Source organism: Myxococcus sp. CA033 (genome assembly GCF_013336625.1).
Lineage (GTDB): Bacteria > Myxococcota > Myxococcia > Myxococcales > Myxococcaceae > Myxococcus > Myxococcus llanfairpwllgwyngyllgogerychwyrndrobwllllantysiliogogogochensis.
Map to the genome: position 1 here is coordinate 1 of NZ_JABUMU010000001.1, position 12184 is coordinate 12184.

Below are 12184 nucleotides of genomic sequence, written 5' to 3' on the forward strand. Positions count from 1 at the left end.
CGAACCGCAATCGCAACACCTCTCTCAACTTGCGCACCGCCAGCCTCTCTTGGGCCATCTCCACCTCCTCGAAGGAGATGGAGGCGAGACCCTGCTGCCCAGTGCCGTCAACGCTCCGTGTTCCGCCTCTGCTCACCATGCCCGGAACGGGTGCTCACCATGCCCGGAACGGGTGCTCACCATGCCCGGAACGGGTGCTCACCTCGGGCCGGAATCGGTGCTCAGCATGGACCGGAATCGGTGCTCACCATGCTCCGGTACACGCAAGCAGCGGCGCGAAGCTGCCTTGAGTGGTGTTAGCAAGCGACTGCACCACCAGGGGCGAGAGAGACATGCGCCCACCACCGGCCCCGTTGCGCGCGAGGGCCACCTCGGCTTCGGCCACGGGCGCGTCGAGCTGCTCGTTGATGCGGACCCCCAGCACCCAGTCGGCGCCGAAGAGGGTTTGCAGGTTGAGCCAGACGCCTTGGGCGTCGCGGACCCAGACGCGCGGATGCGTCGAGTAGCCCGTGGGGCTGGTGAGGAGAGCTGCCTGGAAGGAAGACAGAGGACGCATGTGTCGTCAGCGCTCCTGCAACTCGTAGTCGAACTCCTGGCCCAGCACGCGCGCACCGCCCTGCCACCACTCCACGGCGCGCCCCTGGCCCACCTTGCCCAGCACCACGCGCGGCTCGTACAGCGCCGAGCCGGAGGCCACATGGTACGGGTACGGCGCGCCGAAGGGCTGGCCAGCCGCGTACCAGGGCGCTACCCACGAGGAAGGCGCCACCCACGGGAGGATGACGAGGTCATCCACCAGCAACGCCGAGTTGGTGGGGTTGACGATGCCGCCACCAAAGCCGCCAAGGATTCGCAGCGTCACGTCTCCCCCAGCCAGGACTCCAGCCCCGTCCACGACGAGCGCGCCGCTATTGGGCGTGGTGGAGTCAACGAGCCCTCCACTGGAGATGAAGTGCCCGGAGCGGTGGATGAAGTGCGTCCACGTCTCTTGCCCCTCCAGCTTCCACCAGTAGGCCACCGTCCACTTCGTCCCCATGCCCGTCAGGAACGTGACGCTGGAGTTGGCGGCCATGCGCAGTCCCGCGCCATAGCGCCCACCCGCGACACCTGCCGTCACCGTCCCCGTGGTGGCGCTCGGCAGAAGGAACGAGTTGCTCCGCATGCCCGCCTCGAAGCTCCACACGTGGCCCTCGCCTTTGACCAGGCCCCGGTACGCGCGAGCATCCTCTTGGGAGAGAGGCCCGGTGTTGCCCGCGTAGGAGAGGACTTCCCGCCGCTCGCTGGTGCGCATCCACCCGGAGAAGGCGCGGCGGTGCTCCCCCAGCAGGGTGGGTGTGTACGTGAGACCCCGCTCGGTGAGCACCGGCAAGGGGATTCCGGACAGGGCGAGCGCGGGCACGGTGGGAGTCCTCAGACGGGCGAGAAGCGGGACGCCAGACGGATGCGGCTGCCACTGGTGCGCACACCCGCGCGTTGCTGGCGCAGGTCCTCATCGCGGCGCGTCTCTTCCATGGCGGCGTCAATGTCGTAGCCGACGATGTTGTAGGTGACGGGGGCGGACTGGGACGTCGCTCCCACGCCCAAGCCGAACATCCGCCGCATCCGCTCGTAGTGCTCCAGTACGACGGGCAGGACTTGCGGCGCCGCACCTCCCTGAATGGGCGTTGCCGGATGCTCGCCATCCCCGGGTTCCTCTTCGGGCACGGGAGACGTGGGCGTCGTCGGGGTGGGCGGACGCGTCGGCCCCTCCTGGGCGTCCTCCGACTCGAAGGTGCGAAGCGCGCGCCGCCATGCGGATGGGACATTGGTGAGCGCCTCGGTGGCACGCGACACCGCTTGCGTGTGCTCGCGCACCCGAGCCGTCTCCTCGGCGCGCGCCATGGCCGACTCCCACGTCGTCCCCTCCAGGGCGTCCTGTGAGGCACGCATGGCGTCCGTGTCCACCTTCAACCCGTCGAGGCTGCGAGCGAAGCGCGCCAGTCCGTCAAAGCCCGTCCAGGAAATGAGGCTGCTCAACGCGTGGATGACCTTCTGGACTGCACCGACGATGAGGTTCCACACCCAGCCAATCGCCCGCGCCACGGCCAGAATGACAGTGGCGACGAACTTGAGCACGCCGAAGAGGGCCTTCAGAACGGGCCCAACCAACTGGCCCAGCGGGTCCATCAGCATGACGAAGAACTTGCCCATCTGCTCGAAGAGCGGCGCGAGACCCTCCAGCAGCTGCCCGACGACGACGAGCAGCGGCGCGAGGGGCCGAATCGCGTTCCCCAGCATCTCGAAGACAGGAGTCAGCGCGGAGAAGAAGCCGTCGACGACGAGGGAGATGGCACCCAGCAAGGGCTGGAGCGGCTCCAGGAGCGTCCCCAGCGCGTCGGCCACCTGCTGAATGATGCCGTTGGTGGCTTCGATGACGCCCTTGAAGCCCTCGGACTGCATGAGCAGCTCCGACACCACGGCGATGATGGCGCCGTACACGCCGCCCGCCTGGAGTCCTTGCAGGCCCGCATTGATGAGGTCCCCCAAGGCGCCCAGTCCGCCAATGAGGCGATTCATGAGGCCCTCGCGGGCGCTCTGCATGGCGGCCTCGGCGGCGGCGGCAAGGGCCTCGGCCTCGCGGCGCACCTCGCGGAAGGCAGCAGCCCCAGCGGCCTCCTCGGCTCGGATGCTGGCGATGAACTCGCGGTGCGACTCCTCGGCGGCCTGCTCCTGGAGCTTGCCCAGCTCACGCGCCCTCGCGGCTTCTTCCTTGGCCGATGCCGCCAGGGCGGCCTTGTCCGTGGGCTGGCGGATGCGGGCCTTGCCGGTGGAGGCCGTGACGCCCGTCAGCTGCGCGACGAGGGCTTGAATCGCCTCGGTGAAGTGCTCCAGGTTGAGCGCGCGAGCGATGTCCGTCCCCAGGCGCCTGGCCCCGGCCGCGCTGGAGGCCAACCCGAAGGAAGCGCCCTCGGCCAACGTGCGGCCAGCACCCGCCACCGCCGCGCCCACCGTTTCCGCCGTCTCCTTCGCTCCCGTCCAAAGCAACTGGGCGCCTTGCCCCAGCGTCTCGAGGAGCTGTTGGCCCGTGAGGGTGGAGACAGCCGCGAAGGTGTCCGCGAGTTGAGAGAAGCCCGCCGCCCTCGCCACCGGCTCCAGCAAGCGCGAGACGCCGCGCACCAGGGCGGCCACCCGCTCCAGCATGGACGCGGCGACACGCCCGAGGAAGTCCCCGAGGGACGCGAAGGCACGGGCGAAGGCGTCCGCAATCCGCGCCGCCAGTTGCCCCAGCTTCTCGCCCAGGCCCCGGAAGAACTCCGCGAGGCCCGTGCTGGAGTCCTCCCAGGCCGCGTAGACGGCGCCCGCGAGCAGCACAATGCCGGCCATGGCAGCGGCAGCAGCGGCAAGCGGCACCAGCAGCGTCCCGAAGGACAGGGCCAGCCGAGAGAGGCTGCTCTTCACCGAGGGCGCGGTGGCCACCATGCCGCCCATGGACTGCGTCACCTTGTCCATGTTGCCCGCGAGCGAGGCCAGCGCCGTGGACTTGCTCAACGCGTTGAAGGCCGACAGCAACAGGCCCGTCCCGGCGGCCAACGCCTCGACAACACCCGCCACCTTCCCGATGGCACCCAAGGCAAGGCCCGCCCCCGCCACCCAGACGGCCAAATCCAGGGCGCTGGCCTTCACCTCGGGCGAGAGGGACTGGAAGCTCGCCACCATCTTCTCCAACCCGTCCGCTAGCTGCCTCACCACCGGCATCAACGCATCGCCAATGTCGGAGGCGAGCGTGTAGAGCAGCGAGGTAATCCGCTCCACCTCCTGGGACATGGCCTCATTGGACTGGGACGCGGCCGCCACCGCGCCCGCGAGTCCCGCCGCCACCACCGCGCCAATGTCCCCGAGGTCCCCGGCCTTCTCTTTCACTTCCTTGGCGGCCTTCTCCACGCCCTTCACCAGCTTGGCGAGGTTGGCCATGGCCTCGCCAATGGAGGCCGTCACCGCCACGTAGAGGTCGCCCACCTTCAGCCCGCCGCCAGACATGCCTCACCTCTTCGGACGCTTCCGGAAAACCGTTGTCACCTCGTGGCCGCCGCTCCCGGCCCCAGTCTGGGGACGTCCCGCGCGCAGTTCGTCGGCCTCCAAGTCGCAGTAGGCGAGCAGGTGGACGACGTCGTCCCAGGCCCACCCGCGCACCGCGTCTGGAGACTGGCCCGTCAGCTTCACCACCCCATGCAGGGCCTTCAGCTCGGGGTGGTCTCGGAGTTTCCCTTCGCGCTCTCCAGCGTCGGGCCCGCGAAGGCCGAGGCCAGCTCGCTCTGCACTTCCTCCAGCCAGGGCTCGTTCTTCACCGCCGCTACTTCCGCCTCGGTGAAGACGCGCGTCGCGGTGCCCGGGAAGTACAGGCAGCAGACGGCAATGCGAGCCATCATCATCATCCCCGCCGCCTCGTCCACGGGCTGGCGGTTATCGCCCATCTCCCTGGCGGCGCGCGACGCGGACAGCACGTCCATCTTCTCGCCCAGCGTGGGGCGGCAGATGTCGTAGTCGGCGCCGTCGAGAGCGACGCGCTTGTGGAGGGCTCGGCGGGTGCCCAGGGGCTTGCGGTGCATGGCGGGTGCGGACATGGGTGTCTCCTCGAAGGTGGAATGCAGTGGCCGGCTATACGGCAACAGGAGCGCCCTGGCCGTTGAGGGTGACTGAGAAGGTGACGACGTCCGTCGAGCTGCGCCCTTCCTCGTAGGACGTCACCGTCACGGGGTAGCGGTAGCCCTGGCTGCCTACAGGCGACTCTTCATCCTCGATGATGGTGAAGAACACCGTGGCGTCGGACTCGAAGGCGTCAAGGAGCACCTTCTGAGGCGCGCTGCCTTTGAGTATGTGGCCCGCCAGGGGAATGGTGAAGGACTTGAGGGTGCCCTTGCTGCGCTTGTACCCGTCGCCTCCGAAGTAGTTGGTGTCGACGGTGTCTTTGGCGCGGTTAACCGGGGCCTCCGTGACACCATCCAACGCATCCACCTCGGTGGGTGCGGTCTCCGTCGCGCGGATGTAGAGTTTGTCGAAGAAGGCTTCTCGGGGGTAGGCCATGGGGAACCTCTCAGCGGGCGGGGAAACGACGAGCGAGGAAGTCCTGGAGGACGGCGGCGACGCGGCGCCGTGCACTTCCTCGGGCACGCCGGAAGGACTTCCGGAGGAAGTGAGAAGGCGGGTTGAAGATGGGCGCCCCCCAGTGCCAACCCTCGTGAATGGGGCCGGCGGACGGGTGCGCGTAGCCTGCTGTCCACGTGGTGGAGAGGGGAGGTCCGAGGTTGTGACGCGGGCCATCGAGGAAGCCCGTGTCCCTCAGGTGGCCTTCCAGTCCGCCCTTCCCCACCGGCACCAGAAACAGCGAGTAGTCGAGTGCGAGGCGCGCGATGTCCCGACATGGCACGTCAAGGGCATGCAGCAGCTCAGAAGGGGCGCGGCGCAGGCGCTCCAGATTTACCGCATCGGTTTTGACTCGAACAGGCATTCCACCACGTCAATGGGGGCACTTCCCGTGACTGGTTACCCAGAAAGTGAAGTCCTTTAGACAGTGGCCGCCCAGCAAACAGCGCGCCTTGAGTGCCCATGTTCAAACCGATACTGACACCAAGTGATCTACTACCAACCGGAACCACCAGAGAGCACTATTCCCTTGACCTAAAGTCGGCAATAGATCTCTCGAAGAGGTTCGAGATGGCGAAAGACATGGCAGCCTTCGCCAACAACATAGGTGGGACTCTTCTAATCGGAGCAATAGAAGACCCATCCAGTGGAACACTTCAAGCATACCGGCCACTATCCGAATCCGACGCAGCCAAAACAGTCAAAGCCTACAGCGAAACCGCAATACAAAGATGCTATCCCACGCCATTTATCGATCCCAAATCCATACCACTCGACATCGGCCATGTCGTGGCCATAAACATATGGGCATTTCCAAGTCAGCCGGTAGGGGTCAAAGTTCGCGGGGACGGCGCAGATGGATTTCGCGGTGACTCATACGTCTTCCCCGTGCGCTCGGGAGTTGACACCAATTTCATACGACCAGACCAACTTCCTATGTTCATGCTTCCCGAGGCTCGCAGACGAGCAATCATGCTCGAATCCATACCGGTCGATGCGCGCAGACTCATTAATCTCTCCAGCGGGATAGATGTACTCAAGGTAAGACTCGTCGAGATAAACCACAGGGAAAGCACCTTCACCATCGAATGGTTCATGGGCTCCGGCACACAAATCGTAGTCCTCCCCATAGACATCATCAAATACGTCTGGAAGAACGCAGACGGGATATGGAAGATCAGGATCAGCAGAATCATAATCAACAGTGACGGCTCGGCCGACATACGAGAATAGCCCCAACTCCGCCCTCACACGACAAGGCCAAGAGCAAGATTAAGAATCCAGCAACACCTATCCGCCCCGTCGACGCCAACGTACACTGGCGCACTCTCTTCCCCACGCACCGCAACACCCGGCAGGTCTGGCGTCTGGTTGAGCAAGGCAAAAATGGCAAACGCGAGCGACTGGCCGCCCCGGAAGTCCTCGCGTTCGGAGCGGATGCGCACTTGACATCCCGGGGACGAATACGTCGCCCGTCCCATACCTAGGTACGGTAGTGGTCCTGCGCCTCCCGTCACGACTAGAGCCACGGCTCTATCGGGTACGCAACCATCAACCTCGGGCATAGGGCACGTGAAGAGGTTGGCCCTCGGAGCAGGCGGGCGCACCAGCCCAAGCCCCGCTTCTTCCAACACTGTCGCTAGCTCCGCTGCAATGTCGCGACTCACAGCCACACCTTGCGGAAAATCACGACGCCCGCGCCATCCACCAGTTCGTCCACCGCCACTGGCCGCCGAGCCCGGTTGAAGTCGGACGTGTCCTCTCCCGGCAACCAGAGCCGGTGGAGCAGGGTCAGCGCCGCGTCTGTGTAGATGACATGGGAGGCAAGGTGCTCGTTACCGCCCGCGTCGCGGATGAGCCTGCGACTCGGTTGCACGCGCGCTCGCGCCGAGGACACCGGCCCCAGCATGGGCTTGCCGTGTGCGTCCCTCCCCGTCACCAGGGAGTAGAAGATGATCTGACGGAACCTGTCCGAAGGCGACGCCATCAGATCACCCGATGGAGAGCGTAGGGCGCGAGGAGCGCCTGCGCCGCCCCCGGAATGGGACTCTTCCCCTCGGCCTTCGCCGCGAAGTAGCTGACGGACCAGTCGCCAATCGACTCATTGGCCACCATGGCGTCGACACCTCGCGAGCGGTAGAGCTGTACTGCCGTGAGGACAGCGGCCTCTTGCACATCCTCGGGAAGCGTCAACACCAAGGCACTGTCGAGCGCCTGCTGTCCCGGGGTGACATAGCCCCCGTCGTAGACGACGCGGAGTCCATCCTCGCCACCGTCCCCATGGAAGTCCCCGAGCATCCCCGTTATCCCACCACCCGCATGCACCGTGGCCCTCCACACGCCGCGTTTGCGCCTCAACATGCCGGACGCGGCCTGCCCGCCGGCAATCTCGTACTCGTCGGCGGGGACCTGGCGGCCGCCTTCCCAGACGCCGGAGACAGTCAGGACGGGAGGGCGCTCCAGAAGAAGCAAGGGGCGCCCATAACCGGCCGGGTACTCCACGAGGCATAGGCCCCGCTCGAAGACCCGACAGCAGTAGCCCGCCACAGCGCGACTTGCCGCTGTGACGAGCACCTCCACGCGCGGAGACACGGGGATGCCCAAGTCATCCGCGACCGTGGAGGCAAGACAGAGGTCCGCAGCTGAAGGCATGGCTCACCGCACAGGGAATTCGTCGGCGCCGCCGAGAACAAGGGCCGCGCCCCATTGCGCGGTGTCCGTGCTCACCGCCGACAAGCCGGGCGTCACCTTCATACGGAGGAAGCGCTTGCGGTTGGCGACGCGCAGGTCCACCCGGAGGCAGAAGGCTTGAGGCGCGGCGCCACCGGCCACCACCGTCACGGCATTGGCCAGCGTCTCATCCGCGCCGAACGTCACCCCGTCCTCGGATTCGGCCAGCTTCACCGTGGCCTTGAGCGTCTGGCCCGCCGCGCAGTTGGTGTTCCCCGTGAAGAGGAGCTGCGCGGAGTCGAATCCGTTGCGGTCCACTGCGCTGCTCGTCACCTCGGCGGCGTCACCCGTCCCGCCGGCCGTGAGCGCTCCACCTGCCACACCGACGGCCTTGTAGAAGACTTGGAAGTCCTGCGTATTCGCGTGCATGTCGTGTCTCCTGGTGATTCCGCAGACTCAGTAGCCCTTGCGCTCCGAGAACGCCTTGTCGTGCCGCAGCTTGAAGTCCCCTCGGCAGATTCCCCGGAGCGTCGTCTCGTCGTACTCGGCGCGCACGTCGTGCTCGGACAACACCAGCTCCGTGTCCACGCCATAGAGCAGTTGGTCCCACGTGCCGAAGAGGATGCGGCTCGGCGCAATCCGCGTGGACGCCTTGTAGGGGAAGCCGCGCAGCGTGCCCCGGTTGAGCATCTCGTCCCGGAAAATCCACGTGCCGCCGTCCTTCAGGCCGAGCAGTGCCGTCTCACGCGTCGGATGCAGCAGGAAGCCCGGACGCCGCAGCTTGATGTTCGCCTTGAGGACGTCCTCCACCATGCCGTCCACGTCCGCGAGGTAGTGGTCCGCGCTCGTCCCGCTCCGGGCCTTCGAGTGCGAGGCGTCCATTTGCGCGAGGACGCCCTTGGGATTGGGGCCCTGTCCGTCGCCGTTGAGAGCCGCCTCGTCCATGCCGTCCGCCGCCGCCTCGCGGAAGTCCTCGGCCACGCCCGCGTCGCCCACCGCAGGGTTGCGCAGAAGGTCGTTGGAGATGTCCGCGAGAATCATCGCCTTGTGGGCCTTGAGCACCACCTTCCCGTGGGAGGGCTGCGTCTTCTCCACCTTCTCGCCCTCGCCAATCCACTTGAAGGTGACGCTCCCGGTCTTCTTGCCGAAATGCAGCTCGCCTTTGAAGGGCACGGTGCGAGCCCCCAGGGCGAGGACGACGGAGTCAGGCCGGAGGAACTCAATCATCTCCCCTGCCTCCTGAACCGGAACCAGCACGCCCGCCGAGCTGAAGACGCTCTCCTGCACTGCCTTCTGGACGTCAGCGCCACCGAAGCGCTTGGCCTGCTCCAGCACCGCCTCGCGCGTCGGGTTGCGGCCCGCGTTCACCACGGCCTTCAGGTACGCGCCGAAGCCGCTCAGACTCTTCAGGATGCCGGGGACCTGGCTGTCCTCGGGCTTGGACTTCGCGCCCATGAGGCCCGCCAGTCCGTCACGCTGGCCCTTGGCCTGCTCCATCAGCTGCGCGGCCACAAGCGGGCCCAAGGACTTCGCCATTTCCTGCATCTGCTCGGGGGTCATCGCATCTCCTTGAAGTGCTGCAAGAGGGCATCGGCCGTGTGCTTGGCCAGGGCGTTGACGTCGGGGGCTGGAGGGGGCGCGGCCTTGCTCCGCTCGCGCTCATCGAGGGTGGCGACCACGGCCTTCGCCACGTCCTGGATGAAGGCGGCGCGCTCGTCGGCCAGCTCCTTCACGCGCACCGCGCGCTGGTTGCCAGGAATGGTGACGACGGAGATTTCGAGCAACTCCTGTTGCTCGCAGTCGAATCCACCGCGCTCGTTCTCGTGGTAGCGGTGCATGAGGTAGCGCACCGACACGGCATTCAGGATGCCGCGCGCGACCTTGCTCTCCACTTTCCGAGCGAAGTCGTCTTCCTGGTCGAACTCGATGTCCACCAGCAGGGCATCGCCCTGGACGTAGGCCCGCCCCTTGCCGATGGGCAGTATGTCCTTGCGACCCGTGCCGAAGAGGCCGCCGGAACCGTCGTCGTGGTTGTAGAGGACGACGGGGTTGGCGTTGAAGGCGTCGAGCATCCAGCCCTGGACGCTCAACCGGTCGTTGTAGCGGTCGAAGTCGCCGTCGTTGGCGCGGAAGGTGTGGAGCCTCGGCGCGCCCTCGGCGGGCGCAGGGGCGTCCTTCTGGACGGTGAAGAGGCGGGCTCTGGAGAGAGGACAGGGCATTCACCTCTCTTTATGGGGACGCTTTCCGCGCGTGGCCCATCAACGGCGAAGCCGGACAGAGGGCTACTCGGCATCAGTCAGAGACCATTGCCCAAACATTGAAATTCACGCACACCACGAAAACCCCTGGGGTCATCCCCACCCCTGACTCATCACTACCTCTGGCAACAGCAGAAGCAAGGAACTCGGTTGGTTGTGGAGCTTCACAATGAGTGCTACAGATATTTACCTGCAAGGGGGCGGGCATGAACGGCAAAGCACACCTGCGAGGACCTGCGGGACTTCTCCCTTGCATCCGGAGGACCCATGTTCACTTGGCCGCATCTCGACAGCCGCACTCGCCAGCTAATGCTGGACGAGATCGAAGCAGATGAGCGAGCAGGAAAGCTCTATTTCAGCTCCAAACTCTCCCCTCACGGCAGACAGAACTACCCACATTTTCTTCGTGAGGCAGTCCAATCCGGAAATGAAGCCACACTTACAAGCCGCCTTAGTCAAGCGGGTCAACTAAACACCCGTCAGGTGCCCCGAATGAATCGCGGAGGATTCTCCATTCCGACGATGAACTCCAATGCGGCTGAGATGTTGGCGGAAGGAGAGTTCAATCGGTTCTATATTCGCGCCCTGTGTCGACGCGCTATTGAGGACGACCTCATCGACGTAGTCATATTTCGAGCCAAGGTCGTTGAGAGGCCAAGGCCCGAGAGCGAGCGAAAAATCGGGAGAGCAATCGCGGCCAAAGCTCTTCTCGATGATCTGCGGGACAACATCGGCGACTCAACGCGGTTCGGCATTCCTGAACCCGGAAGCGGATTGAGTGTTCGTCTCCCCTAAGCAAGCCCATTCAACTAACGCAACGTTACGATCCATGTGGATTGGTTTTGCTTGAGTGAAGCCTACCGGGCCTCACTTTCCTGTCCCGGCAGCGGCAGCGGATAACCCTGCCGACTCGGGTCAGGCCGAAGACCTGCCAACTCTCGCCATTCGTCGTAACTGAAGGCTTCCGGCATGGTCCCCATGACGCGGAGTTGGTGCTCGCGGTCCGCCGGGACAGGGCTGTCGTAGTCGAGGATGGCCCCTTCGTCGGCTAGGAGCGGCATCAGTCGCATCTGGTACTCGGTGCGCAGGAACTCCATGCGCGGCAACGTCGCCTGCTCGGCAAGGTTCTCCCGCGCCGCGAAGGCCGTAGCCTTGTTGGAGCTAGAGATGTCTCCGACGATTTCAGGGGGCACCCGGAAGGTCATCCGTACGAAGTCCATCAGGAAGCGGCGCAGCTCCACGAGCTGCATGTCCTTGAAGCTGGTGTCGAGGCGAGCAAACGTCACCTTCCCGCTGGTGATGAGCAGCTTCCCTGCCTTGTCCGGACCCTGGTGCTCGCGCGCCAGCGACTCCTTGAAAGCTTTCGCGCCCGCGCTGTTCGCATCGGACAGGCCCTCAATCGAGGCGATGGCCGGCGGCAGCATGTTGTTCCAGAAGGACGTCTTGAGGAACCGCGCCACGTACTCGTCGGTGTCCAGTTCGTCTCCCAGCGCGTAGGCCGGACCGATGCCGCGCCCCAGCGGGTCCTCCGGATCCAAGCTGCGCAGGTGCAACACGTCGCTGGCCGGAATCTCCCGCGACACCTTCCCCACCGTCACCGTGTACGTGCGTTGCTCACGAGGCAGATCCAGCGCTGGCAGTCGCGTGACAGTGCTCGGCGGCACCGGCCAGAAGCCCACCGGCACCCCTCCCACGCGCTCCAGCACCAGGAACGCCTCGCCCACCAAGTCCAAGTACACCTGAACAAGCTTCGTCACGGAGCGGCCCGTCAGGTGGTCGTTGGGGTCCGAAAGCAGTTTTAGGACGGGATGGTCCGGAACCTCCTGGGCCTCGCCCGCCTCCAGCATCGCTTTCAGCCGCCCGGCGCGGACCTCGCGCGTCGCACTTCGCAGCGCGTAGTCCTTCACGGGCTGCCCGTCCTTCTGCACGCGGCGGTAGACACGCCACTGCACGCCCGCCACCGAATCGGCCACGACGTCCACACACGCGCGGAGCCATGGCATTTCCCGATACGCGGCGAGGAGCTGCGCCGTCCCTCGACGCGGCGGCGCCTGCTGCCAGCGCGCCAGCTCCAGCCCCGTCCCCTTGCGCGGCTCGCGACTCACCGCCGCCTTCATCCGTTCCCAGATGCCCAT

At 65.6% G+C, this 12184-nt stretch carries 14 protein-coding genes; 2 read left to right on the forward strand and 12 right to left on the reverse strand.

Annotated features, from left to right (window positions below; all coding sequences use genetic code 11):
* Positions 1-244 precede the first annotated feature (244 nt).
* The 6 genes from HUA78_RS00005 to HUA78_RS00030 form a co-directional block, all read right to left on the reverse strand.
* Positions 245-556, reverse strand: a complete 312-nt coding sequence (locus HUA78_RS00005) for a hypothetical protein (RefSeq protein WP_174475391.1) — start codon at positions 554-556, stop codon at positions 245-247.
* Between the two features lie 6 nt (positions 557-562).
* Positions 563-1399 (reverse strand): hypothetical protein, encoded by an 837-nt coding sequence (locus HUA78_RS00010; protein ID WP_174475392.1) that lies wholly within the window; start codon positions 1397-1399, stop codon positions 563-565.
* A gap of 11 nt (positions 1400-1410) precedes the next feature.
* Positions 1411-4017, reverse strand: coding sequence for a hypothetical protein (locus HUA78_RS00015; RefSeq protein ID WP_174475393.1), 2607 nt, complete (start codon positions 4015-4017; stop codon positions 1411-1413).
* Between the two features lie 200 nt (positions 4018-4217).
* A complete protein-coding gene (locus HUA78_RS00020; RefSeq protein ID WP_174475394.1) occupies positions 4218-4601 on the reverse strand; it encodes a phage tail protein in 384 nt (127 codons plus the stop codon).
* A gap of 34 nt (positions 4602-4635) precedes the next feature.
* Positions 4636-5061 carry a phage tail tube protein gene (locus HUA78_RS00025; RefSeq protein ID WP_174475395.1) on the reverse strand — a complete coding sequence of 142 codons (426 nt, stop codon included), beginning with the start codon at positions 5059-5061 and terminating at the stop codon, positions 4636-4638.
* A gap of 10 nt (positions 5062-5071) precedes the next feature.
* Positions 5072-5404, reverse strand: a complete 333-nt coding sequence (locus HUA78_RS00030) for a hypothetical protein (protein WP_371745461.1) — start codon at positions 5402-5404, stop codon at positions 5072-5074.
* A gap of 179 nt (positions 5405-5583) precedes the next feature.
* Here HUA78_RS00030 and HUA78_RS00035 point away from each other — a divergent pair, with 179 nt between their 5' ends.
* Positions 5584-6354: a helix-turn-helix domain-containing protein gene (locus HUA78_RS00035; RefSeq protein WP_174475397.1), complete on the forward strand. Its 771-nt coding sequence runs from the start codon at positions 5584-5586 to the stop codon at positions 6352-6354.
* Positions 6355-6784: 430 nt separating this feature from the next.
* Here the strand turns inward: HUA78_RS00035 and HUA78_RS00040 are convergent, their stop codons facing one another.
* From HUA78_RS00040 to HUA78_RS00060, 5 genes are read right to left on the reverse strand one after another with little or no spacing between them, the layout of a single operon-like run.
* Positions 6785-7108 (reverse strand): hypothetical protein, encoded by a 324-nt coding sequence (locus tag HUA78_RS00040; RefSeq protein WP_174475398.1) that lies wholly within the window; start codon positions 7106-7108, stop codon positions 6785-6787.
* A complete protein-coding gene (locus HUA78_RS00045) occupies positions 7108-7773 on the reverse strand; it encodes a hypothetical protein (protein WP_174475399.1) in 666 nt (221 codons plus the stop codon). Before HUA78_RS00045 ends, HUA78_RS00040 begins: the two co-directional genes overlap by 1 nt.
* A 3-nt stretch (positions 7774-7776) precedes the next feature.
* Positions 7777-8220, reverse strand: coding sequence for a hypothetical protein (locus HUA78_RS00050; protein ID WP_174475400.1), 444 nt, complete (start codon positions 8218-8220; stop codon positions 7777-7779).
* A gap of 27 nt (positions 8221-8247) precedes the next feature.
* Positions 8248-9351 (reverse strand): phage major capsid protein, encoded by a 1104-nt coding sequence (locus tag HUA78_RS00055; RefSeq protein ID WP_174475401.1) that lies wholly within the window; start codon positions 9349-9351, stop codon positions 8248-8250.
* Positions 9348-10010, reverse strand: a complete 663-nt coding sequence (locus HUA78_RS00060) for an HK97 family phage prohead protease (RefSeq protein ID WP_174475402.1) — start codon at positions 10008-10010, stop codon at positions 9348-9350. The genes HUA78_RS00055 and HUA78_RS00060 overlap by 4 nt, the downstream gene beginning before the upstream one ends.
* Before the next feature lie 306 nt (positions 10011-10316).
* Here HUA78_RS00060 and HUA78_RS00065 point away from each other — a divergent pair, with 306 nt between their 5' ends.
* Entirely contained in the window at positions 10317-10844 is a 528-nt protein-coding gene (locus HUA78_RS00065; protein ID WP_174475403.1) for a hypothetical protein, read from the forward strand.
* 62 nt (positions 10845-10906) lie between these two features.
* On the opposite strand, the gene HUA78_RS00070 is transcribed toward HUA78_RS00065, so the two are convergent.
* Positions 10907-12184, reverse strand: coding sequence for a phage portal protein (locus HUA78_RS00070; protein WP_174475404.1), 1278 nt, complete (start codon positions 12182-12184; stop codon positions 10907-10909).

Excerpts from the sequence above, each read along its gene's own strand:
- HUA78_RS00045 (WP_174475399.1), bottom strand. The coding sequence starts at position 7,773 with ATGCCTTCAGCTGCGGACCTCTGTCTTGCCTCCACGGTCGCGGATGAC.
- HUA78_RS00005 (WP_174475391.1), bottom strand. The coding sequence starts at position 556 with ATGCGTCCTCTGTCTTCCTTCCAGGCAGCTCTCCTCACCAGCCCCACG.
- HUA78_RS00050 (WP_174475400.1), bottom strand. The coding sequence starts at position 8,220 with ATGCACGCGAATACGCAGGACTTCCAAGTCTTCTACAAGGCCGTCGGT.
- HUA78_RS00065 (WP_174475403.1), top strand. The coding sequence starts at position 10,317 with ATGTTCACTTGGCCGCATCTCGACAGCCGCACTCGCCAGCTAATGCTG.
- HUA78_RS00070 (WP_174475404.1), bottom strand. The coding sequence starts at position 12,184 with ATGGGCATCTGGGAACGGATGAAGGCGGCGGTGAGTCGCGAGCCGCGC.
- HUA78_RS00015 (WP_174475393.1), bottom strand. The coding sequence starts at position 4,017 with ATGTCTGGCGGCGGGCTGAAGGTGGGCGACCTCTACGTGGCGGTGACG.
- HUA78_RS00020 (WP_174475394.1), bottom strand. The coding sequence starts at position 4,601 with ATGTCCGCACCCGCCATGCACCGCAAGCCCCTGGGCACCCGCCGAGCC.
- HUA78_RS00035 (WP_174475397.1), top strand. The coding sequence starts at position 5,584 with ATGTTCAAACCGATACTGACACCAAGTGATCTACTACCAACCGGAACC.
- HUA78_RS00055 (WP_174475401.1), bottom strand. The coding sequence starts at position 9,351 with ATGACCCCCGAGCAGATGCAGGAAATGGCGAAGTCCTTGGGCCCGCTT.
- HUA78_RS00025 (WP_174475395.1), bottom strand. The coding sequence starts at position 5,061 with ATGGCCTACCCCCGAGAAGCCTTCTTCGACAAACTCTACATCCGCGCG.
- HUA78_RS00040 (WP_174475398.1), bottom strand. The coding sequence starts at position 7,108 with ATGGCGTCGCCTTCGGACAGGTTCCGTCAGATCATCTTCTACTCCCTG.
- HUA78_RS00060 (WP_174475402.1), bottom strand. The coding sequence starts at position 10,010 with ATGCCCTGTCCTCTCTCCAGAGCCCGCCTCTTCACCGTCCAGAAGGAC.